Origin of the sequence: Vibrio furnissii CIP 102972 (assembly GCF_000176175.1) — a bacterium.
Lineage (GTDB): Bacteria > Pseudomonadota > Gammaproteobacteria > Enterobacterales > Vibrionaceae > Vibrio > Vibrio furnissii.
Genome location: NZ_ACZP01000013.1, coordinates 274,741 through 295,549 on the forward strand (window position 1 = coordinate 274,741; position 20,809 = coordinate 295,549).

A 20,809-nucleotide genomic window follows, 5' to 3' on the forward strand; every position below is an offset into this window, starting at 1 on the left:
TTTTGTACAACTTTTCAAAGTGCACTATCTTATGCTTAAAGTTGTACGAAAATATTTTTTGTACAATAACAATGAGGTCAACACATGGATGTACACACGGTTGCGCAGTTCTATTCCCAGCTCAACAAACACAATCTTGAAACGCTGCAGGAGATCTATCATCCGAATATCGTGTTTGAAGACGCAGCCCATCGTATCGAAGGGTTTGTGTCTCTGGCTGACTACTTTGCCAACCTCTATCAAAATGTCGACCGATGCGATTTCACCATTCATGAACAGCATCAAAATCAGAGCAATGCCTTTCTGACCTGGACGATGCATTTGCAGCATCCCAAGCTCGGCAATGGCAAATTGGTCAACGTGCAAGGTGTCAGTCATCTACGCTTTCACGAGGGCAAAGTGATTTATCATCGCGACTATTTTGATTTGGGCGAAATGTTGTACGAACAATTGCCGCTCCTGGGTAGCGTGATTCGTTCAATTAAGCGGAGGCTCGGGCAATGAACGGCGTGCTCATCACTGGCGCGACCTCCGGCATTGGCCGCCAGTTGGCGCAAGATTACGCTCGGCTCGGTTGGCAGGTGATTGCCTGTGGCCGCAATGAAACCGTGTTGCGTGAATTGAGTTCGCTGTATGCGTCGATTACGCCACGGCAATTTGATTTGACGGACTTGCAGGCCACAGTGGCGTCGCTCGAATCACTGCCTTTTACGCCGACATTGTGGATTTTGAATGCTGGTGATTGTGAGTACATCGACGACGGCAAGATGGATGCGACACTCATGGCGCGGGTGATGACAATTAACGTGGTGGGCATGGCCAACGCCATTGAGGCGATTCAACCGCACCTCGCTCACGGTCATCGGGTCGCGTTAGTCGGTTCGATTGCCAGCGAATTGGCCTTGCCGCGCGCTGAAGCGTACGGCGCTTCGAAAGCAGCCGTGGCGTATTTGGCGCGTGCGTTGCGACTGGATTGGGCCAGCCGGGGCATTGCGGTGAGTTGCGTATTTCCTGGTTTTGTTGCGACGCCACTGACGCAAAAAAATACCTTTGAGATGCCGATGATCATTTCCGTTGAACGGGCATCTCGTTCGATTCGCCAAGGGTTAGCGCAGGGCAAGGCGAATCTCTACTTTCCGGCTCGTTTTACTGGGTTGATTCGGGTGTTGGGCATGTTGCCTTACGCTTGGCAACACCACATTGTCAGCCGGCTTTTTCGCACAAAGAACGAGAAGGAACACTCATGAAAATTGCGATTATCGGAACGGGAATTTCGGGCCTGACGTGTGGCCATTATTTACATCAGCAGCATGACATCACGTTGTTTGAGGCCAACGATTATATTGGTGGTCACACCGCGACGGTGGACGTGGTGGTCGGCGGCAAATCGTATTCGGTCGACACGGGATTCATCGTGTACAACGACCGAACCTATCCCAACTTCATTCGCATGATGAACGAAATCGGCGTGAAAGGCATTCCGTCGCAAATGAGTTTTAGTGTTCGCAACGACGCCAATGGTTTGGAATATAACGGGCACACAGTGGCCACGTTGTTTGCTCAAAAACGGAATCTATTGAAGCCGAGTTTCTACCGCTTTATTCGCGAGATCCTGCGTTTCAATGCACTCGCCAAGGCGGAAGCCGACAACACGCAAGCCAGTGTGCAAACCTTGGGGCAGTTTCTCGCGCACCATCAGTTTTCCGATTATTTTTGCCATAACTACATTTTGCCGATGGGCGCGGCGATTTGGTCGTCGTCTTTGGCAGACATGCGCGCGTTTCCGCTGATGTTTTTCCTGCGCTTTTTCGTTAACCACGGTTTGCTGGATGTCACGGACAGGCCGCAATGGTACGTGATTGAAGGCGGTTCGCGGGCATACATTGAACCATTGACGCACGGGTATGCTGATCGCATTCGTCTCAACTCGCCAGTGAAACGTGTTACACGTTCTCTGTTTGGGGTGGATGTGGAAACGCCACACGGCATTGAAACATTTGATGAAGTCATTTTCGCCTGTCATAGCGACCAAGCGCTGGCCATGCTCGACGACCCAAGTCAGAGCGAAACGGCGGTGCTGTCGTCGATGGCTTATCAAGCCAACGAAGTCGTACTACATACCGACACGCGCGTATTGCCTAAACGTAAAGCGGCGTGGGCGTCGTGGAACTATTGGTTGAGTGGCCAAAGCGGTGAAGAGCTGAAGTTGCCGTCGCTGACTTACAACATGAATATTTTGCAGCACATCGACAGTGAGGAAACGTTTTGTGTGACGCTCAACAGTACGGAAAGCATCGACCCTGACAAGATTCTCCGTCGCTTTGTCTATCACCATCCGGTCTTTACTGAACAATCGATTCGCGCCCAGCAGCGCAAAGCGGAAATCAGCGGGGTGAATCACACTTGGTTTTGTGGCGCTTATTGGCACAACGGTTTCCATGAAGACGGCGTGAAAAGCGCGCTGGATGTGGTGACTCAGTTGCAGTCGAAAGCCGCTCGGGTCGACAAGGGCGTGGCATGATGGGCGCGCGCGCAAGGTTAGAAGGCAGTGCGCTGATGGTTGGGCGGGTTCGCCATCGCCGTTTTACGCCAGTAACACATGCGCTCGACTACCCTTTGTTTATGCCGTGTATTGATTTGGACGACTGGCCTGCGTTGCAAACACGGGTGTGGGGCTTGGGTGAGCGCTGGTGGCATTGGGCGCGCTTTCGCCGTGAGGATTATCTTGGTACCGGTGATTTGAAAACTGCGGTTCAGGACAAAGTGTTTGAGCTGACCGGCGAGCAGATAGGGGGCAGAGTGCAAGCTGTGGTGCATCTGCGTTATCTCGGCCTCTATTTCAGCCCGGTCAATTTCTACTATCTTTATGATCAGCAAGGCGTTTGGCGCTACCTGCTTGCGGAGGTCAGCAACACGCCCTGGAATGAGCGGCATTATTACGCCATTCCGGCAGAACGCGGTGATCAGGGATTGAACTGGACGCATGACAAAGCCTTTCATGTGTCACCGTTTAACCCGGTTGAGCAGGTGTATCAATGGAAGCTCAAACCGCTGACGGATGCGTTGATGGTGCATCTGGAGTGCCATCGCAATCAAAAGGAATTTGATGCCACGCTGGCGTTGAAAGCGCAGCCATTTACGTCACGAGGTCTGATTCGGTTGTTGATCCGAACCCCGATCATGACGGTAAAAGTGTTGACCGGGATCTATTGGCATGCGCTGAAGTTGTGGGTGAAAGGCGCACCATTCTATGCGCATCCCAAGTCTCGCCAGCATGAGGCAGAGAACAATAACAAGGAGAACTCTCAATGCTAAATTCGTCTTCATTAGAGATGCCCAAATCACTCACGGCATTGCAGAAGGGTGCGCGTGCCATGGCCTTCAAATCGTTGCAGCTTCTGCACATCGGGCACTTAACCATCGAAGAAGCTTACGACGACCAAGATAGCGTCATCGAACAGTTTGGTTTCGCCCATGAAGGGCAGCCTCAGGCGTACATTCGCATCACGCATCCGGGATTTTATGGCCGAGTGCTGAAAGGCGGCAGTATTGCCGCTGCTGAAGCGTACATGGATGGCTGGTGGGATAGCCCGAATTTGACTGCTGTGACGGAACTGATGGCGCGTAACTTGAGCGCGCTGGATCAGTTGGAAGCGCAAAGCAGCTGGATGACCCGAGCCATGAACAAAGTCGGCCATTGGCTCAAACGCAACTCCATCGTCCGTGCCAAGCAAAACATCGAAGCGCATTACGACTTAGGCAATGATCTGTACCAGACGTTTCTGGATGAACGCATGCTCTATTCTAGTGCTTTATATCTCAATACCAGTGATTCGTTAGAGCAGGCGCAGATTCAAAAGATGGACCGTTTGTGTCAGCAATTGCAGCTCACCGAACACGACCGGGTGATTGAAATCGGCACCGGGTGGGGCGCAATGGCGATCTATATGGCGCAGCACTATGGCTGCCATGTGACCACGACCACCATCTCTGAAGAGCAGTATGCGTATGCTCAAGCCGAGGTGGCCCGTTTAGGGCTTGAAGCGCGTATTACGTTACTCAAACAAGATTATCGCCTGCTGGATGGTCAGTTTGATAAATTGGTGTCGATCGAAATGATTGAAGCGGTGGGGAAGGCGTATTTGCCATCCTACATTGCCAAGTGCCAGTCGTTATTGAAACCGGGTGGCCTGATGGCGATTCAGGCGATCACCATCGCTGATCAGCGTTATGACTACTACAGCAACAACGTCGATTTCATTCAGAAATATATTTTCCCCGGCGGATTCTTGCCCTCGATTACTGTGCTGACGCAGATGGCGACGCGACACACCGATTTTATTGTGCGCGATGTGTTTGATCTCGGGATGGATTACGCCAAAACGCTCGCTGATTGGCGCTTGCGTTTTGAAGCGGCCATCAACACGGTTGAAGCGTTGGGCTACGATCAGCGCTTTGTCCGCATGTGGCGCTACTATTTGTGCTACTGCGAAGGTGGCTTCAATGCGCGCACCATCAGCACCATTCACATGACGTTGCAGCGAGGCCAATGATGCGTCGTTTCCTGCTGATTTCACTGTGGTTTGAGTTCATCTGGCTCCTGGCAGTGTTGGGGCAGGAGCGATTGGAGTGGGTGACGGTGGGCGTGGTTACTGCGACCTTGGCGTTGACTGCGTTGCGGCGACCCGTTGCCCTTGAACGCGTGATTCTGATTGCCGCTTGCGGCATTGCGCTTGATTACGCGAATCTGCACGTTGGGCTATTTTCCTTTACTTATCTGCACCTTCCGATTTGGTTGATGGGCTTGTGGTTCGCCTTTGCCTGGTTTGCCAGTTTTGCCGTTCCTGCAGTGAACCATTTGCCGCGATGGCTCGTACTCATCTGTACTGCATTGGGGGGCGCGCTAAGTTATTGGGCGGGTTATCGTTTTGGTGCAGTGCAATTTGGGTTGTCTGTTTTTTGGTCAGTGTTGGCACTGTTCTTGGAATGGTTTTTGTTGTCTTTGTTACTGATGAAGGTATTTAGGAATGAAAACATCACTCGTAACCGCTCAACTTTACCTGATGGCCGTCCTTTGGGCCGCGACCGCGAATAGTGCAGAAGTTCACGCCAAGTCGTCGGCGCAATGGACGGATTGGCCCGTGGTGGGGCAGGCGACCTTGTCTTGGTTTTGGCTCGATATCTACGCGTCGCAACTGCGCACGCCCGATGGGCACTATCAGCAAGACAGCGATGTGACCCCGCATCCGGTGGCACTGGAAATCAGATATTTGCGCGACATCAGCCGCGAGCAATTGCTGGAAGCGACGCAAGATCAATGGCACAAGCTGGGGTATGACGCATCTCGCAGTGAAGCATGGTTGGATGCATTGACTCGCATGATGCCGAATGTCAAAGCTGGTGAACGCTTGGTTTATGTGTCGGATGGCGTCACGGGGCAAATGTACTATTTCACGCAGCAGGGGAAACAGCGTTTGCTCGGTACGGTTGCAGATGAAGCGATGAATGACGCGTTCTTGTCCATTTGGTTGTCGCCGAAAACCGAATATCCCAAATTACGGAATCAGTTAATAGGAATGAATCGATGAGATACACGCTGAAAACGTGGTTGCTGGCGACGGTGCTGCTGCTTGCGGGTTGTTCGGCAGAGCTAAAAGAGTATCAGGCGACTCAGCCAGCGTTTGATCTGTTTGGCTATTTTCACGGTGAAACCCGTGCTTGGGGCATGGTGCAAGATTACAGCGACAAACAGACTCGGCGTTTTCAAGTCGTGATTCAAGGCCAAGTCGCCGATGATACGTTGACGTTGGTTGAGGATTTTGTGTTTGATGATGGCGAGCAGAGCCAACGCGTGTGGACGATTACGCGAACCGCTGACGGCCATTATCAAGGCACGGCAGATGATGTGATTGGCATTGCGACCGGACAAGAGATTGGCAATGCGCTGCAATGGCAATACGATTTTCTGCTCAAGACGGATGACAGCGAAGTGACGGTCAGCTTTGATGATTGGTTGTTCCGTCAAGATGACAAGCGTTTATTTAATGTCACCACCATTCGCAAATTTGGTCTGGAAGTGGGCAAAGTGACGCTGTTTTTTGAAAAAGATTAAACGCGATTTTTTAAAAAAGAGTAGACGCGAGTTTTTGAAAAAGAATCGATGTCAGCTGTGCGTTTAAGATTTGCCGTAAACAAAAAAGGGAGCGGAGGCTCCCTTTTCAATTTTTGGTGCTTTCACCGCGAAGGCATTACAGCTGATCAGTTAGCTCAATGGCGTAACCGATGTAGCTTGCTGGCGTCATCTCTTTCAGACGAGCTTTCTCGTCTTCAGGCAGTTCCAGACCATCGATGAAGTGACGCATCGCTTCGCCGTCGACACGTTTACCACGAGTCAGCTCTTTCAGCTTCTCATAAGGTTTCTCAATGCCGTAACGACGCATCACTGTTTGTACTGGCTCTGCCAGAACTTCCCAGTTTTTGTCTAGCTCAGCCAGCAGGGCATCACGGTTCACTTCCAGCTTGCTGATACCTTTCATGGTTGAAGCATAAGCGATGATGGCATAGCCCACGCCCACACCCAAGTTACGCAGAACGGTTGAATCCGTCAGGTCACGTTGCCAGCGAGAGATCGGCAGTTTTTGCGCCAAGTGACCAAAGACTGCGTTTGCCAGGCCCAAGTTACCTTCTGAGTTTTCGAAGTCGATTGGGTTTACTTTGTGCGGCATGGTTGAAGAACCGATTTCGCCAGCAATGGTTTTTTGCTTGAAGTGGCCCAGTGCGATGTAACCCCAAACGTCACGGTCGAAGTCGATCAGAATGGTGTTGAAACGAGCCACGGCATCAAACAGCTCAGCGATGTAATCGTGCGGTTCGATCTGCGTGGTGTATGGGTTCCAAGTGACGCCCAGAGATTCGGTCACGAACTCTTCGCTGAATGAGTGCCAATCCACGGTTGGGTACGCTGACAGGTGAGCGTTGTAGTTACCGACTGCGCCGTTGATTTTCGCCAGAATCTCAACGTTTTCGATTTGCTTGTACTGACGTTCCATGCGGTACGCCACGTTCGCCATCTCTTTACCCATGGTGGATGGGGACGCTGGCTGACCGTGAGTCCGTGATAGTAGTGGAATATCGCGGTATTCCACAGACAGCGCTTTGATCGCATCAATCAGGTTACGAATTTCTGGCAGAATTACGGTTTCGCGTGCTTCTTTTAGCATCAGCGCGTGAGAGGTGTTGTTGATGTCTTCAGACGTACACGCAAAGTGAATGAATTCGTTGACAGCGTGTAGTTCAGGAACGCCCGCAACTTTTTCTTTCAGGAAGTATTCAACCGCTTTCACGTCGTGGTTGGTGGTGCGTTCAATCTCTTTGATGCGCAGCGCATCTTCTTCACTGAAGTTGGCGGCGAGGTCGTCCAGGAACTGGTTTGCTTCTGCACTGAATGCTGGTACTTCCTTAATCGCATCGGTGGCTGCTAATTTTTGTAGCCAACGGATTTCAACGATAGAGCGGTACTTTAGTAGGCCAAACTCGCTAAAGATGCTGCGTAGTGCAATAGTTTTACTTCCGTAACGGCCGTCTACTGGTGAAACAGCAGTCAATGCTGACAGTTCCATGGTGTTCTCCTGAATTGAGTTTCTAAATTTCGTGTGCTTTATACCAATAACAGTGGCAATTGTCACGAATATTGCGCAAACGTTTGCGCTAACGTTGTTTGGGTCAAAGAATCAGAATTGGGCGCAAAAAAGTAGCTCGCGACGGATCGCGAGCTAACGAGGACTTGATTACAGTCTGGCTAACAGGATTTTCGCCTGTTCAATCATCTTTTTGCGACCAAAAATTAAGTGGCGTCGTTTGCCGCCAACCTGCCGCCACAGCACAGCACAGCGAATACCCGACAGCAGCAGTGCACGCACTTTTTGCTGGTTGGTGGTTTGCTGCAGGACTGCGGGCGTGCCCGTCACCTGAATGCGTGGGCCGATTGGGCTAATCACATCGAGGTAAACACTGGCGAGGTTGCTGATCATCTGATCATCAAACAGGTCGAAATGTTCGACCTGACGTTCAATCATTTGAATGCGATCGCCAAGCTGCGACATCGCGTCGCGACGGCCGGTAAGTTTACGTTCTAAAGCCATCAGGCTGATGATGTAGCGAGTCACTTCGCTGCCAGCCGGGGTACTGTCGATGCCATTGACCAAGCATTCGAGGCCCACTTTGAGGTTGGCCTCGCTGCCGAATACATTCAGCGTATTCGATGGATTTGTCGACAGAATTGCTTTTAGTGAAGTTTCAAACGCGTCTGAATCACAGTAACCGTTTTTCGCCACTTGCTGAACCAAAGCAACAGCTTGGCAGATCCCGGCGAAAGCGATGGTACGGTCATAGTTTGTGTTAGCCACGTATATACTCCTAAAATTGACGAGCTGAATCGACTTAAGAAAGTCGTTCTTCGATGATGCCGCCACCAAGACATACTTCGCCTTGATAGAATACGGCTGACTGACCTGGGGTCACCGCCACTTGTGGTTCATCAAACATCACTTTGATGGTGTTCTCATCCACAGGTGTCACGGTGCATTGGATGTCCGTTTGGCGATAACGTGTTTTCACCGTGCAACGCATCGGTTCTGTCATTGGCATGCGGTCAACCCAGTGCAACTGAGATGCGATCAGGCCATTGGATTTCAGCAATGGGTGATCGGCACCTTGCACGGCAATGAGCACGTTACGTTTCAGATCTTTCTCAGCCACGTACCATGGATCTTCCGAGCCGTCTTTCATCCCACCAATGTGCAGACCTTTACGCTGACCCAGCGTGTGATACATCAGACCCTGATGCTCACCAATGACTTTCCCTTCAGGTGTTTCGATTTTACCCGGTTGCGCTGGCAAATAGCGAGACAAGAAATCGGTAAATTTGCGCTCACCGATGAAACAAATCCCGGTCGAATCTTTTTTCTTCGCTGTGATAAGTCCTTGTTCTTCCGCAATTCGGCGGACTTCCGGTTTCTCAAGTTCACCCACAGGGAACAGGCTGCGAGCAACTTGCTCATGGCCCAGTGTATAAAGGAAGTAACTCTGATCTTTGTTGCCATCCAGACCACGTAGCATTTGCGGTTTTTCACCGTGTTCTGGAAACGTACGACGCACATAGTGACCCATGGCAATGTAGTCAGCATCGAGCACTTCATCAGCAAATTCGAGGAAGGCTTTGAACTTAATTTCTTTGTTACAAAGGATGTCTGGGTTTGGCGTACGACCGGCTTTGTATTCTGCGAGGAAATACTCGAACACGTTGTCCCAGTATTCTGCGGCAAAGTTGATGGTATGCAGATGGATACCCAGTTTGTCACAGACTGCCTGAGCATCGGCCAGATCTTCCGCTGCGGTGCAGTATTCTTCGTTGTCATCTTCTTCCCAGTTCTTCATGAACAGGCCTTCGACCTGATACCCCTGTTGCTGAAGAAGATAAGCTGAAACGGATGAATCAACGCCACCTGACATACCGACTATGACTTTCTTTTGGCTGTTTGCGTTGCGGTTCTCTGACATGACTAAACACCACTTGATTAACTAGGAGGCAGATTCTAACAGAAAGATTTTTTTGAGGACAGATCCGCGACCGCAATCACACTTCCTTGCCGTGTTATTTGCTGGAGTTTACGTCAGCGGTGAAATAATCAACAACCGTTGAGCAGAAATCACCGAAACAGGTGAGGGGGATGCTGAACCTTGAAATGATGCGATGTTGCAACGGTGAAAACTAAAGGGCAAATGAGGCCATATTAATAACGATGCATGATGTAATCGTTCTTATTTATCATGCTGATAAAAATATCCGCTTTGCAATCGTTTGCTATAATTGTGTGAGTTGCCGCCGTATAGGGTGCAAGGTAGAATCCCGCATCCTTTCATTCCAAGCCCAAATTGACGTTATGAAATTTCCTGGCCAACGCAAATCAAAGCACTATTTTCCTGTACACGCGCGTGACCCTCTTGTGATTCAAGCACAAGAAAGCAAAAAGATGTCGCGCACTCATATTATTGGTATCGACCAAACTTTGGTGGATATTGAAGCGAAAGTCGATACCGACTTGATTGAGCGTTATGGTTTGAGTAAAGGACATTCGCTGGTCATTAATGATGACGCCGCGGAAGCGTTATACAACGAATTAAAGTCTGAAAAACTGATCACCAATGAATATGCCGGTGGCACCATCGGAAACACGCTGCACAACTATTCGGTTCTGGCAGATGACCGTTCGACCTTATTAGGGGTGATGAGTCAGGACATTAAAATCGGCAGCTACGGTTACCGTTATCTGTGTAATACCTCCAGCCGTATGGATCTGAATTATCTGCAAGGTGTGGACGGTGCCATTGGCCGCTGTTTTGCATTGATCACTGAAGATGGCGAACGGACATTTGCGATTAGCGAAGGTCAGATGAACCAGCTAAGCCCGGAAAATATTCCTGAGAAGATTTTCCAAAGTGCCTCGGCTTTGGTGATCACCGCTTATTTAGTGCGTTGTAAAGCTGGCGACCCAATGCCGGATGCCACCATGCGCGCGATCGAATTTGCCAAGAAATACGATGTGCCTGTGGTGCTGACTTTGGGCACCAAGTTCGTGATTCAAGACGATCCAACTTTCTGGCAGGAATTCCTGCGTGACCATGTCACGGTTGTCGCAATGAACGAAGATGAAGCAGAAGCGTTAACCGGCGAGCGCGACCCACTGGCGGCGTCGAACAAAGCGTTGGATTGGGTGGACTTGGTGCTGTGTACTGCAGGTCCTGTGGGGCTGTTCATGGCCGGTTATACTGAAGATACCGTGAAACGTGAAACCTCTCTGCCGCTGCTACCGGGCTCGATTCCAGAATTCAACCGTTTTGAATTTAGCCGTCCGGCGAGCAAAGCGAGCTGCATCAACCCCGTGCGTGTGTATTCTCATATTGCGCCTTACATGGGCGGCCCTGAGAAGATTAAAAATACCAATGGTGCGGGCGATGCGGCTTTGTCGGCACTGTTGCACGATATGGCAGCGAATAAATACCACAAAGAAAACGTACCGAATTCCAGTAAACACCAGCACGAGTTTCTAACTTATTCTTCATTTTCTCAGGTTTGTAAATATTCAAACCGCGTGAGTTATGAGGTATTGGTTCAACATTCACCACGTTTGTCGCGTGGTTTGCCTGAGCGGGAAGACAGCTTGGAAGAAGCCTACTGGGAACGCTAATCAGTTGTTATTTAAAAACGTCACTCCAAAGGGTGGCGTTTTTTTATTGGCCAATGATTGGTAATAATTAGCGTATGCTATGCGTTGAAATTTGTTGATGTAGAAATTTACATATAGAAAATGTAGAAATGTGTCAGAATAATGCAACATGTAAGTCAGTATACACAATGAGATGATCATCAATTGGGAGTATATCGATTTGCTACAACATCCACGGTTATTTATTTCTGCGATTAATAAAAAAGGCTCCTTTCGGAGCCTTTTTTCATTCGTTTGCTTAACATGCGTTATAGCGCGAACTCTTCAAGAGATTTGCCTTCATCCAGTGCTTTTTGGATAACAGAAGGTGTACGACCTTGACCAGTCCAAGTTTTCTCTACACCGTTGTCCATGTATTTGTATTTCGCAGGACGAGGCGCGCGTTTGCCTTTTACTTTTGTTTTTGTTTCGCCAGCAAGGGCAGTAATCAGTGCATCAACGTCAATGCCGTCTTTTGCAATTTGTTCCGCGATCGCTGCTAATTTAGCTTCTTGCGCTTCGCGTTCTGCGCGCTCTTCTTCTTCAGATTCTTTACGTTCTTGAACAACGATTGTTAATTTATCCAGAGCTTCTTCTAGCTGCTCCAGAGTCAATTCGCGAGCATAAGCACGTAGGCTGCGAATATTCAACAGAGTTTTCGTAACTTCCGACATTACCGTTTCCTATAAAATAGAATAATTAACAGTTCAATACTAAACCCAGTAATTTATTCTGGCAACATTGAAAGTGAAATAATATTGAAAATATTCAATATAAGCGAATTAAATGACATTGGTTATTATTGTGTGACGAATTCATCCATAAGTTAATTATGGTTTTATTGGCCGTTTGGTTAAATTGATGCACGTTTGGTGTGTCTTTATATATGTTGTTCGTGATATTTATTGCATAGTTATATGAAATGAGTATCAATGCCTGCCTCTTCAGTGTGACCTTGTGTCGGCGAATTAAAGTAACAGGATATGTTGCATTGACAATCTCGATAAGTACAATAGCTCGCACCTAATGCGAAGTACGACGTGGGCATCAGCTGATTGCAGTCAGCCGTAGCGTATTGTCCTACTTTCGATGTAGAGGCGCGGTATCGAATAGTATTCATGGTTGGGGTGATGCCAATGAACCATGAAGAAAGGCTATATCGCCGAAGTCAGTTTGCACATCAAAGCGGCTGGCTGGGGTTGTTCGCGAATAGCGCCAACACTGCCATAGTCTATATTTTGTTAAACTATGGAGCGCTACTGTAGGGTTGGGTGAAGTGTTCGCTTCCCTTTCGCTTAGTTCAACATAAATTGCGTACTGCGTTGCGTGGTTTGTCTGCAGTAGATCTCTAGCCATTTATTACTGGTTTTTGAAGATCATGAATTTAATTGATTTTGCTTCCTCTCCTTTGTCTATCTTGCCGCCGTTGGTGGCTCTTAGCCTAGCGATTATTACCCGCAAAGTATTGGTATCCTTGGGTGTCGGTATTTTACTTGGTGCATTACTTCTTGCCGATTACTCCGTGGGTGGCGCATTAAGCTACGTCGGTACCAAAGTGTCGAATGTCTTTATTGAAGACGGTGGCCTGAACACGTGGAACATGAGTATCGTTGGCTTCCTGTTGCTCTTGGGCATGATGACCGCGCTGCTGACGCTATCAGGCGGTACGCGTGCTTTTGCCGAATGGGCGCAAGTTCGCGTGAAGAGCAAACGTGGCTCGAAGCTGCTGGCTGCTTTCCTTGGCGTATTCATCTTTGTTGACGATTACTTTAATAGCCTCGCCGTGGGTTCGATTGCCCGTCCTGTGACGGATCGCTTCTATGTCTCCCGTGCGAAACTGGCTTACATTCTGGATTCAACGGCTGCGCCAATGTGCGTGGTGATGCCAGCGTCTAGCTGGGGTGCCTACATTATGACCATTATCGGTGGCATTTTGGTGTCACACGGTATTACGGATTACTCGCCACTGGGCGCGTACCTGCGTTTGGTTCCGATGAACTTCTACGCTATTTTCGCTTTGTTGATGGTGTTTGCGGTTGTGTGGTTCCAAATGGACATTGGTCCAATGCGTCAACATGAAATCAACGCGTCTCAAGGCCGTGGCTTTGATGGCGACAACGATTCAGAAGTGGCTCACGATCTCAATGAAGAGTTGGATATTCGCGAAAGCGAGCACGGCAAAGTGTCGGACTTGATCCTGCCGATCGTCTTGTTGATTGTCGCAACCATTGGCGCGATGCTCTACACCGGTGGTCAATCGCTGGCTGATGATGGCATTGCGTTTAACCTGCTGGGTGCATTTGAAAATACCGACGTGGGTACATCCCTGATTTACGGTGGTCTGGTTGGCTTGGCGGTGGCGCTTTATACCGTACTGAAACAACGCATTGCGATGACAGAAATTGCAAAAACATTGTGGGTTGGCGCAAAATCCATGTTTGGCGCGATTCTGATTCTGGTCTTTGCGTGGACGATCGGTGCCGTGATTGGTGACATGAAAACGGGCGCATACCTTTCGTCGTTGGTGCAGGGCAGTATTAACCCGCACTGGTTACCTGTCATCCTCTTTGCACTGTCAGGGATTATGGCGTTCTCAACCGGTACCTCTTGGGGCACCTTCGGCATCATGCTGCCAATCGCTGGTGACATGGCCGGTGCGACTGATATCGCGCTGATGTTACCCATGCTGAGTGCTGTACTGGCGGGTTCTGTATTCGGCGACCACTGTTCACCTATCTCAGACACAACGATCCTGTCTTCTACTGGTGCGCGTTGTTGCCACATTGATCACGTATCGACACAGCTGCCATACTCTTTGGCGGTTGCGGGTGTATCTGCGATTGGTTTCGTGGTCCTAGGTATGACGGATTCTCTGGCGCTGTCATTCGCAGCGGCTACGGCGGCCTTTATTGCGGTATGTTTTGCTTTCATCAGCTTGTCAAAAGCGAAGATGTCAAAGTGCGAAACTGCTTAACGCCTTGATTGATTGACAAAGCTCCGCTTCGGCGGGGCTTTTTTATTTCTGCAAATCGTACTTTTTGAGCAATCGATATAAGGTGGTACGGGAAATACCCAAATAACGGGCTGCCGCACTCATGTTATGTTTATGCTCGCCAATCACCTGCAACAAATAATCTGAATCGATGGTGTCAAAGGCGGGAAGCATTTGCCGATCCGCCAGCTCCAACCCGAGGTCGGCAATGGCTATATTTTTGTCGCCACACATAATGATGGCTCGCTGAATCACGTTGCGCAGCTCACGTACGTTACCGGGCCATGAGTGGCGACTGAGATAATCCAACACCGGTTTGGTTAAGTGTTTCCTTTTACCGTCACTTAACACGTTGAGAAAGTAGTGAGCATACCCCGGAATATCGGTTTTTCGTTCGCGAAGCGGGGGAATAAATAGCGGTAAAATATTGAGGCGATAATACAAATCTTCCCGAAATCCGCCCTGAATAATGTCTTGTTTTAAGTCGACGTGGCTGGCTGCAATAATTCGGCAGTTGACGCTGACGCTGCTGTCGGAGCCCAAACGCTGCATCTTTTTCGATTCGAGAAAGTGCAACAGATGAATTTGCAGGTCGGTGGGCATATCACCAATTTCGTCGAGAAACAGCGTCCCCTGATTCGAGCGCTGAATATAACCGATGTGATCGGCGATTGCGCCCGTGAAGGCGCCTTTTTGGTGGCCGAATAATTCCGAGGCAATCAGGCCGCTGGCAATCGAGCCACAGTTGACTTCAATAAAGGGGGATTCTCGTCGTGAGGAGAGCTGATGAATCAGTTTGGCGCATAGCCCTTTGCCGACCCCGGTTTCTCCTTGAATGAGCACTTCAGCGTCGCTGCTTGCGTATTTGACTATCTTGTGACGGACGTCGGCCATGCTGGAACTTTCGCCAATTAACTCCAGCGTGTGGAAGGCCGAGGTGTCAACAGAATCGGCTTGAGGGTTCACGAGGTATACCAAGGCAACAGAATGACTCTTTAACCGTAGCGGTTCACAAACCCGTTGGGGGAATTGAGTTGTCTTATTTTTAAGAATGTCATCCGGATGGCGCATTTTTATGTGAAATTCATCACTGTGCATGTTGGTTTTTTAGCGTTCGCCGCGGATATCAACACGATGTATGAGGGGAGATCAGCAGGCAAAACAGAGGTCGGATTGGCGCGCTGAGTCATGATTGTGAATGCCCGAATACACGGGCGTTGGGCCACGAAAACAAAAGGTGAAAAAAAATTAAATTAGCGGTTGCAAATTTTCGTCAGCTTCGTTAGTGTTGAAAGCAATCCAGTTAACCAACGAAAAGTTGTTAAGTATGCGTAATTTTGTCATGAACATTCATCATCACCATCATCCCTAAGTTGTCTTTCGGGAGATGTACGCATACCCGGGAGGCAGGACTCTCCCGGTGGTTACATGAAAAGTATTTTAAGATTTCAGACCCTCGGGAGACCAATCTCTCGAGGGTTTTTTACTATTTGGTTTTCATAAATCTGAAATAAATTCAATAATTTGCAAAGGAAGAATGTAATGCAGACACAACGCCTAAGAATCGCAGTTCAAAAGAAAGGTCGCCTGAGTAAAGAGTGTCAGGAGCTTTTGAAAAAATGTGGTGTGAAATTCAATATCATGGGTGAACGATTGGTGGTTCATTCACTAAATATGCCAATTGACCTGTTGCTGGTTCGTGATGATGACATTCCAGGTTTGATCATGGATGGCGTTGTTGATTTAGGCTTTGTCGGCGAGAACGTGTTGGAAGAAGCACGTCTTGACCGTGTGGCGCTGAACCAAGCCAGTGAGTTTGTGTCGCTGCGTCGTATGGACTTTGGCGGATGCCGTCTCTCCATCGCGATCGATAAAGAAGAACGTTACAACGGCCCTCAAGATTTGCGCGGTAAGCGCATCGCAACCACGTATCCCCAACTGCTAAAAGCCTACATGGACGAACAAGGCATTGATTTCACCACCTGTATGCTCACCGGTTCGGTAGAAGTGGCGCCGCGCGCGGGCTTGGCGGATGCGATTGCTGACTTAGTTTCTACCGGCGCAACGCTAGAGGCCAATGGCCTGAAAGAAGTTGAAGTGATTTATCAATCAAAAGCGGTTTTGATTCAGCGTGGCGGCGATTTTGCAGCGGATAAAGTGGCCCTGATTGGCAAACTACTGGCACGTATGCAAGGTGTCCAACAAGCAAAAGAATCTAAATACATCATGCTGCACGCACCAGTGGATAAATTGGCACAAGTGAAGTCACTACTGCCGGGCGCTGAAGACCCAACGGTTCTGCCGCTTTCTGCGGATAAAACCAAAGTGGCCGTGCACATGGTGAGCTCAGAAAACTTGTTCTGGGAAACCATGGAACAACTGAAAGCATTGGGCGCGAGTTCTATTCTTGTTCTACCGATCGAAAAGATTATGGAGTAATCGCCATGAGAACTGTTGTTTGGCAATCATTGAGTGAGACACAGCAGGACTCCATTCTGGAACGTCCAGCGATTGCAGAGGGTGCCAATATTACTGCGGCGGTCTCGGAAGTGATTGCGAAAGTCCGTGCTGAAGGCGATGCCGCGTTATTGGCATTAACGGCGAAGTTTGACCGCGTGACGCCAGAATCGATTCGTGTCACTCAAGACGAAATTGATGCGGCGTCTGCACGGTTGAGCGACGAGATGAAGCAAGCGCTAGAGCAGGCTTACACCAACATCGCAAAATTCCACAAAGCGCAGAAACCGCAGCCGATCAAAGTTGAAACGATGCCGGGTGTGGTGTGTGAGCAAGTCACGCGCGCGATCAATAAAGTGGGCCTTTATATTCCCGGTGGCAGTGCGCCACTGCCATCGACGGTGTTGATGTTGGGTGTTCCTGCGCAAATTGCGGGCTGTCGCCAAGTGGTGTTGTGCTCGCCGCCACCGATTGCTGATGAAATTCTGTATGTGGCGAAGCTGTGTAAGATTGATGAAGTGTATAACGTTGGCGGTGGTCAGGCGATTGCTGCGATGGCGTACGGCACGGAAACCGTGGCGAAAGTGGATAAAATTTTCGGCCCGGGTAACGCTTACGTCACCGAAGCTAAACGTCAGGTGAGCAACGACTTTCGTGGCGCTGCGATTGATATGCCAGCTGGCCCATCAGAAGTGCTGGTCATTGCTGACGACACTGCGGACCCAGATTTTATTGCCGCAGATTTGCTCAGCCAAGCAGAACACGGCCCGGATTCTCAAGTAGTGTTAGTGACACCATCGCCGGTGATTGCAGACCAAGTCACCGACGCAGTGCAAAAACAGCTGAAAGCGCTGTCACGCGCGGGGATCGCTGAAAAAGCGTTGGCGTCGAGCCTGATTATTATTTCGGAATCGTTAACGCAGGCTGTCGCGATTTCGAACTATTACGGCCCTGAGCACCTGATTGTGCAAACCAAAAATCCACGTGAATTAGTGCCACTGCTCGATAATGCAGGATCCATCTTTTTGGGCGACTGGTCGCCAGAATCGGTGGGGGATTACGCGTCCGGCACCAACCACGTGCTGCCGACGTATGGGTACACCCGTACCTATTCCAGCTTAGGATTAGCAGATTTTAGCAAGCGAATGACGGTGCAAGAGTTGAGCGCAGAAGGGCTGCAAACCTTGGCGCCAACCGTTGTGGCAATGGCGAACGCCGAAGGTCTGGATGCGCATAAACGTGCGGTGACCATTCGGGTTGAAAAGTTACAGAAGGCTTAATCATCATGGAAAAACTCGCACGTAAACAAGTTCAAGGACTGACGCCTTATCTGTCTGCCCGCCGTATCGGTGGCAGTGGTGATGTGTGGTTGAATGCCAATGAATCACCGTTTGATAATGAATACAAAACGGACTTTACTCGCCTAAATCGTTACAGCGATTGCCAGCCCAAAGCGCTGATTCAAGCGTATGCTAGCTATGCCGGTGTGCAACCGGAGCAAGTGTTGACTTCACGTGGTGCGGACGAAGGGATTGAACTCTTAATTCGCGCTTTCTGTGAGCCGAATGAAGATGCGATTCTGTTCTGCCCGCCGACGTATGGCATGTACGCCATCAGTGCGGAAACCTTTGGGGTCGAACGCAAAAAAGTGCCACTCACCCAAGATTGGCAATTGGATCTACCAAGCATCGAAGCCAATCTCGACAACGTGAAATTGGTGTTTGTGTGCAGTCCAAACAACCCGACCGGAAATCTGGTGAAACGCGAAGATATCATCGCGTTATTGGAGATGACCAAAGACCGCGCCATTGTGGTGATGGATGAAGCGTACATCGACTTCTGCCCAGAGGCGTCCACCGTTGACTTACTGGCCAAATATTCGAACTTGGCGATTTTGCGCACACTGTCGAAAGCGTTTGCGCTGGCAGGATTGCGCTGTGGTTTCACGCTGGCAAACGACGATCTCATCAACGTTTTGCTGAAAGTGATTGCCCCTTATCCCGTGCCGGTGCCGGTGGCAGACATTGCGGTACAAGCGTTGTCTGAAGCCGGTTTGGCGCGAGCGAAATTCCAAGTGTTGGATCTCAATGCCAACCGCGCCTATCTGCAAGTCGGTTTGCAGATGATTGAAGGTCTGCAAGTGTTTGAAGGTTGGGGCAACTACTTATTGGTGAAATTCCCAGATGGCGATGCGTTGTTCAAAGCGGCGTGGGAACACGGCATTATTTTGCGTAATTCACCGATTGAAAACTGCGTACGAGTTTCTGTGGGCAACCGCGAAGAGTGCGAGAAAACCGTCGCGTTTATTCGTAACTATTACCAGTAATTACTGTGATGACAGGCAGCGCGAGCCGCTGCCTTAAGAAAAGGACATTCCCGTGAGCAACCAACAGAAAATTCTTTTTATCGACCGTGATGGCACCTTAATTGTTGAGCCGCCCGTCGATTTTCAAGTTGACCGTTTAGACAAACTCAAACTTGAACCGTATGTGATTCCGAGTCTTTTGACGCTGCAGGATGCGGGCTACCGTTTGGTCATGGTGACCAATCAAGACGGTTTGGGGACCGACAGCTACCCACAAGAAGACTTCGATGCGCCCCACAACATGATGATGGAGATTTTCGAATCTCAGGGCGTGAAATTTGATGACGTGCTGATCTGCCCACACTTTGAAAAAGACAACTGTTCATGCCGCAAACCTAAATTGGGCATGGTGAAAGCGTATCTGCAAGGCGGCAAAGTCGATTTCAAACACTCCGTGGTGATTGGCGATCGCATGACCGATCTGCAACTGGCCGAAAATATGGCGATTCGCGGCATTCAATATCATCCGCAAACCATGGGCTGGCGCGAGATTGTGAAAGATCTGACCGTCAAAGCGCGCACAGCAGAAGTAGTTCGTAAAACCAAAGAGACCGATATTCTGGTCGCGGTGAATTTGGATGAAACTGGTGGCAATCAAATCGAGACAGGTTTGGGCTTCTTTGACCACATGCTGGATCAAATCGCAACCCATGGCGGTTTCCAACTCAAACTGAAAGTCGTGGGCGATTTGCACATCGACGACCACCACACGGTAGAAGATACCGCATTGGCGCTGGGTCAAGCTCTGAAAGAAGCACTGGGTGACAAACGCGGCATCGGTCGCTTTGGCTTCACCCTGCCAATGGATGAATGTTTGGCGCAATGCGCGCTGGACTTATCGGGTCGCCCGTATCTGAAGTTCGACGCAGATTTCAGCCGCCCGCAAGTTGGCGATCTGTCGACGGAAATGGTGTATCACTTCTTCCGCTCTTTAACCGACACGCTGGCATGTACGCTGCACCTGTCGTCAGCGGGCGAGAACGATCACCACATCATCGAAAGCTTGTTTAAAGCCTTTGGCCGCACGCTGCGCCAAGCCATTCAGGTGCAGGGCAATGAACTGCCGAGCAGTAAAGGGGTGCTGTAATGAACCAGAAAGTTGTCATTATTGATACCGGTTGTGCCAATGTCTCTTCAGTGAAGTTTGCCATTGAACGTTTGGGCTACGACGTGTCGATTTCGAAAGACCCAGAAGTGGTACTCGCGGCAGACAAACTGTTCCTTCCCGGCGTCGGTACGGCCAGCGAAGCGATGAAAAACCTTGAGCAGCGCAACCTGATTGAGCTGGTCAAGAAAGTTGAAAAACCGATGCTGGGGATTTGTCTTGGCATGCAGCTGATGGGCAAACTGTCGGAAGAAAAAGGCCAGAAAGCCGATGAGATTGTCGACTGTCTTGGTCTTGTCAGTGGCGAAGTACGTCTGATGCAAACCGGTGACTTGCCGCTGCCGCACATGGGGTGGAATACCGTGTCGGCCAACGCTGGCAATCCGCTGTTCAAAGGCATCGAAGAGGGAGAGTATTTTTACTTTGTTCACAGCTTTGCCATGCCGGTTGGCGATTACACCATTGCGCAATGTGAATACGGTCAGCCCTTCAGCGCTGCGATTCAAAACGGCAACTACTACGGTGTGCAGTTTCACCCAGAGCGCTCTTCAAAAGCGGGCTCTCAACTGATTCGAAACTTTTTGGAACTGTAAGGATTGGCACCTGGCGACCTTGTCGTCAGGCCG

General features: G+C 49.7%; 20 protein-coding genes, 1 riboswitch and 1 other annotated feature. Of the genes, 15 read left to right on the forward strand and 5 right to left on the reverse strand.

The annotated features are described in order from the left end of the window. Positions 1–84: 84 nt before the first annotated feature. Genes VFA_RS05290 through VFA_RS05325 form a run of 8 tightly spaced genes read left to right on the forward strand, consistent with a single transcriptional unit; the run spans position 85 to position 6,112 of the window. Positions 85–504, forward strand: coding sequence for a nuclear transport factor 2 family protein (locus tag VFA_RS05290; RefSeq protein ID WP_004725352.1), 420 nt, complete (start codon positions 85–87; stop codon positions 502–504). Further along, positions 501–1,247 (forward strand): SDR family oxidoreductase, encoded by a 747-nt coding sequence (locus tag VFA_RS05295; RefSeq protein ID WP_004725354.1) that lies wholly within the window; start codon positions 501–503, stop codon positions 1,245–1,247. The genes VFA_RS05290 and VFA_RS05295 overlap by 4 nt, the downstream gene beginning before the upstream one ends. Next, on the forward strand, positions 1,244–2,521 hold the full coding sequence (locus VFA_RS05300; protein WP_004725356.1) for an NAD(P)/FAD-dependent oxidoreductase: 1,278 nt from the start codon (positions 1,244–1,246) through the stop codon (positions 2,519–2,521). The genes VFA_RS05295 and VFA_RS05300 overlap by 4 nt, the downstream gene beginning before the upstream one ends. Continuing rightward, complete coding sequence (locus VFA_RS05305) at positions 2,518–3,315, forward strand: DUF1365 domain-containing protein (RefSeq protein WP_004725358.1); 798 nt, start codon at positions 2,518–2,520, stop codon at positions 3,313–3,315. The genes VFA_RS05300 and VFA_RS05305 overlap by 4 nt, the downstream gene beginning before the upstream one ends. Continuing rightward, on the forward strand, positions 3,309–4,553 hold the full coding sequence (locus tag VFA_RS05310; RefSeq protein ID WP_004725360.1) for an SAM-dependent methyltransferase: 1,245 nt from the start codon (positions 3,309–3,311) through the stop codon (positions 4,551–4,553). The genes VFA_RS05305 and VFA_RS05310 overlap by 7 nt, the downstream gene beginning before the upstream one ends. Next, entirely contained in the window at positions 4,550–5,095 is a 546-nt protein-coding gene (locus VFA_RS05315; protein ID WP_004725362.1) for a DUF2878 domain-containing protein, read from the forward strand. Before VFA_RS05310 ends, VFA_RS05315 begins: the two co-directional genes overlap by 4 nt. Next, positions 5,028–5,588 (forward strand): chalcone isomerase family protein, encoded by a 561-nt coding sequence (locus VFA_RS05320; RefSeq protein ID WP_172475409.1) that lies wholly within the window; start codon positions 5,028–5,030, stop codon positions 5,586–5,588. The genes VFA_RS05315 and VFA_RS05320 overlap by 68 nt, the downstream gene beginning before the upstream one ends. Further along, on the forward strand, positions 5,585–6,112 hold the full coding sequence (locus VFA_RS05325; protein WP_004725367.1) for a DUF3833 domain-containing protein: 528 nt from the start codon (positions 5,585–5,587) through the stop codon (positions 6,110–6,112). The genes VFA_RS05320 and VFA_RS05325 overlap by 4 nt, the downstream gene beginning before the upstream one ends. Positions 6,113–6,248: 136 nt before the next feature. Here VFA_RS05325 and purB read toward each other — a convergent pair whose 3' ends face one another. From purB to mnmA, 3 genes are all read right to left on the reverse strand, one after another. Beyond that, the gene (gene purB, locus VFA_RS05330; protein ID WP_004725369.1) at positions 6,249–7,619 is read right to left on the reverse strand and encodes an adenylosuccinate lyase; all 1,371 of its coding nucleotides are present in this window, start codon (positions 7,617–7,619) and stop codon (positions 6,249–6,251) included. 168 nt (positions 7,620–7,787) lie between these two features. Then, positions 7,788–8,405, reverse strand: coding sequence for a high frequency lysogenization protein HflD (hflD, locus tag VFA_RS05335; protein ID WP_004725371.1), 618 nt, complete (start codon positions 8,403–8,405; stop codon positions 7,788–7,790). Between the two features lie 34 nt (positions 8,406–8,439). Continuing rightward, positions 8,440–9,558: a tRNA 2-thiouridine(34) synthase MnmA gene (gene mnmA, locus VFA_RS05340; protein ID WP_004725373.1), complete on the reverse strand. Its 1,119-nt coding sequence runs from the start codon at positions 9,556–9,558 to the stop codon at positions 8,440–8,442. Positions 9,559–9,941: 383 nt separating this feature from the next. Here mnmA and VFA_RS05345 point away from each other — a divergent pair, with 383 nt between their 5' ends. Next, a complete protein-coding gene (locus VFA_RS05345; RefSeq protein ID WP_004725375.1) occupies positions 9,942–11,246 on the forward strand; it encodes an inosine/guanosine kinase in 1,305 nt (434 codons plus the stop codon). 287 nt (positions 11,247–11,533) lie between these two features. On the opposite strand, the gene VFA_RS05350 is transcribed toward VFA_RS05345, so the two are convergent. Further along, the gene (locus tag VFA_RS05350) at positions 11,534–11,938 is read right to left on the reverse strand and encodes an H-NS family histone-like protein (protein WP_004725377.1); all 405 of its coding nucleotides are present in this window, start codon (positions 11,936–11,938) and stop codon (positions 11,534–11,536) included. 410 nt (positions 11,939–12,348) lie between these two features. Continuing rightward, positions 12,349–12,531, forward strand: a riboswitch (Lysine riboswitch). A gap of 111 nt (positions 12,532–12,642) precedes the next feature. Here VFA_RS05350 and VFA_RS05355 point away from each other — a divergent pair. Next, on the forward strand, positions 12,643–14,238 hold the full coding sequence (locus VFA_RS05355; RefSeq protein WP_038151011.1) for a Na+/H+ antiporter NhaC family protein: 1,596 nt from the start codon (positions 12,643–12,645) through the stop codon (positions 14,236–14,238). 42 nt (positions 14,239–14,280) lie between these two features. Here VFA_RS05355 and VFA_RS05360 read toward each other — a convergent pair whose 3' ends face one another. Continuing rightward, positions 14,281–15,222: a sigma-54 interaction domain-containing protein gene (locus VFA_RS05360; protein WP_004725381.1), complete on the reverse strand. Its 942-nt coding sequence runs from the start codon at positions 15,220–15,222 to the stop codon at positions 14,281–14,283. Between the two features lie 384 nt (positions 15,223–15,606). After that, positions 15,607–15,744: a sequence feature (His leader region), on the forward strand. Positions 15,745–15,798: 54 nt separating this feature from the next. Here VFA_RS05360 and hisG point away from each other — a divergent pair. The 5 genes from hisG to hisH are packed head-to-tail and all read left to right on the forward strand — an operon-like array spanning position 15,799 to position 20,776. Continuing rightward, a complete protein-coding gene (gene hisG / locus VFA_RS05365; protein WP_004725383.1) occupies positions 15,799–16,695 on the forward strand; it encodes an ATP phosphoribosyltransferase in 897 nt (298 codons plus the stop codon). A gap of 5 nt (positions 16,696–16,700) precedes the next feature. Then, the gene (hisD, locus tag VFA_RS05370; protein ID WP_004725385.1) at positions 16,701–17,993 is read left to right on the forward strand and encodes a histidinol dehydrogenase; all 1,293 of its coding nucleotides are present in this window, start codon (positions 16,701–16,703) and stop codon (positions 17,991–17,993) included. A 5-nt stretch (positions 17,994–17,998) separates the two neighbouring features. Further along, positions 17,999–19,039 (forward strand): histidinol-phosphate transaminase, encoded by a 1,041-nt coding sequence (hisC, locus tag VFA_RS05375; protein WP_004725387.1) that lies wholly within the window; start codon positions 17,999–18,001, stop codon positions 19,037–19,039. A 52-nt stretch (positions 19,040–19,091) separates the two neighbouring features. After that, a complete protein-coding gene (gene hisB / locus VFA_RS05380; RefSeq protein ID WP_004725388.1) occupies positions 19,092–20,165 on the forward strand; it encodes a bifunctional histidinol-phosphatase/imidazoleglycerol-phosphate dehydratase HisB in 1,074 nt (357 codons plus the stop codon). After that, a complete protein-coding gene (gene hisH, locus VFA_RS05385; protein ID WP_004725390.1) occupies positions 20,165–20,776 on the forward strand; it encodes an imidazole glycerol phosphate synthase subunit HisH in 612 nt (203 codons plus the stop codon). The genes hisB and hisH overlap by 1 nt, the downstream gene beginning before the upstream one ends. The last annotated feature ends 33 nt before the right edge of the window (positions 20,777–20,809 follow it).

What these genes read in the sequence shown, in the direction of transcription:
- VFA_RS05290 (WP_004725352.1), top strand. Translation starts at nt 85, where the DNA reads ATGGATGTACACACGGTTGCGCAGTTCTATTCCCAGCTCAACAAACAC.
- VFA_RS05295 (WP_004725354.1), top strand. Translation starts at nt 501, where the DNA reads ATGAACGGCGTGCTCATCACTGGCGCGACCTCCGGCATTGGCCGCCAG.
- VFA_RS05300 (WP_004725356.1), top strand. Translation starts at nt 1,244, where the DNA reads ATGAAAATTGCGATTATCGGAACGGGAATTTCGGGCCTGACGTGTGGC.
- VFA_RS05305 (WP_004725358.1), top strand. Translation starts at nt 2,518, where the DNA reads ATGATGGGCGCGCGCGCAAGGTTAGAAGGCAGTGCGCTGATGGTTGGG.
- VFA_RS05310 (WP_004725360.1), top strand. Translation starts at nt 3,309, where the DNA reads ATGCTAAATTCGTCTTCATTAGAGATGCCCAAATCACTCACGGCATTG.
- VFA_RS05315 (WP_004725362.1), top strand. Translation starts at nt 4,550, where the DNA reads ATGATGCGTCGTTTCCTGCTGATTTCACTGTGGTTTGAGTTCATCTGG.
- VFA_RS05320 (WP_172475409.1), top strand. Translation starts at nt 5,028, where the DNA reads ATGAAAACATCACTCGTAACCGCTCAACTTTACCTGATGGCCGTCCTT.
- VFA_RS05325 (WP_004725367.1), top strand. Translation starts at nt 5,585, where the DNA reads ATGAGATACACGCTGAAAACGTGGTTGCTGGCGACGGTGCTGCTGCTT.
- purB (WP_004725369.1), bottom strand. Translation starts at nt 7,619, where the DNA reads ATGGAACTGTCAGCATTGACTGCTGTTTCACCAGTAGACGGCCGTTAC.
- mnmA (WP_004725373.1), bottom strand. Translation starts at nt 9,558, where the DNA reads ATGTCAGAGAACCGCAACGCAAACAGCCAAAAGAAAGTCATAGTCGGT.
- VFA_RS05345 (WP_004725375.1), top strand. Translation starts at nt 9,942, where the DNA reads ATGAAATTTCCTGGCCAACGCAAATCAAAGCACTATTTTCCTGTACAC.
- VFA_RS05350 (WP_004725377.1), bottom strand. Translation starts at nt 11,938, where the DNA reads ATGTCGGAAGTTACGAAAACTCTGTTGAATATTCGCAGCCTACGTGCT.
- VFA_RS05355 (WP_038151011.1), top strand. Translation starts at nt 12,643, where the DNA reads ATGAATTTAATTGATTTTGCTTCCTCTCCTTTGTCTATCTTGCCGCCG.
- hisG (WP_004725383.1), top strand. Translation starts at nt 15,799, where the DNA reads ATGCAGACACAACGCCTAAGAATCGCAGTTCAAAAGAAAGGTCGCCTG.
- hisD (WP_004725385.1), top strand. Translation starts at nt 16,701, where the DNA reads ATGAGAACTGTTGTTTGGCAATCATTGAGTGAGACACAGCAGGACTCC.
- hisC (WP_004725387.1), top strand. Translation starts at nt 17,999, where the DNA reads ATGGAAAAACTCGCACGTAAACAAGTTCAAGGACTGACGCCTTATCTG.
- hisH (WP_004725390.1), top strand. Translation starts at nt 20,165, where the DNA reads ATGAACCAGAAAGTTGTCATTATTGATACCGGTTGTGCCAATGTCTCT.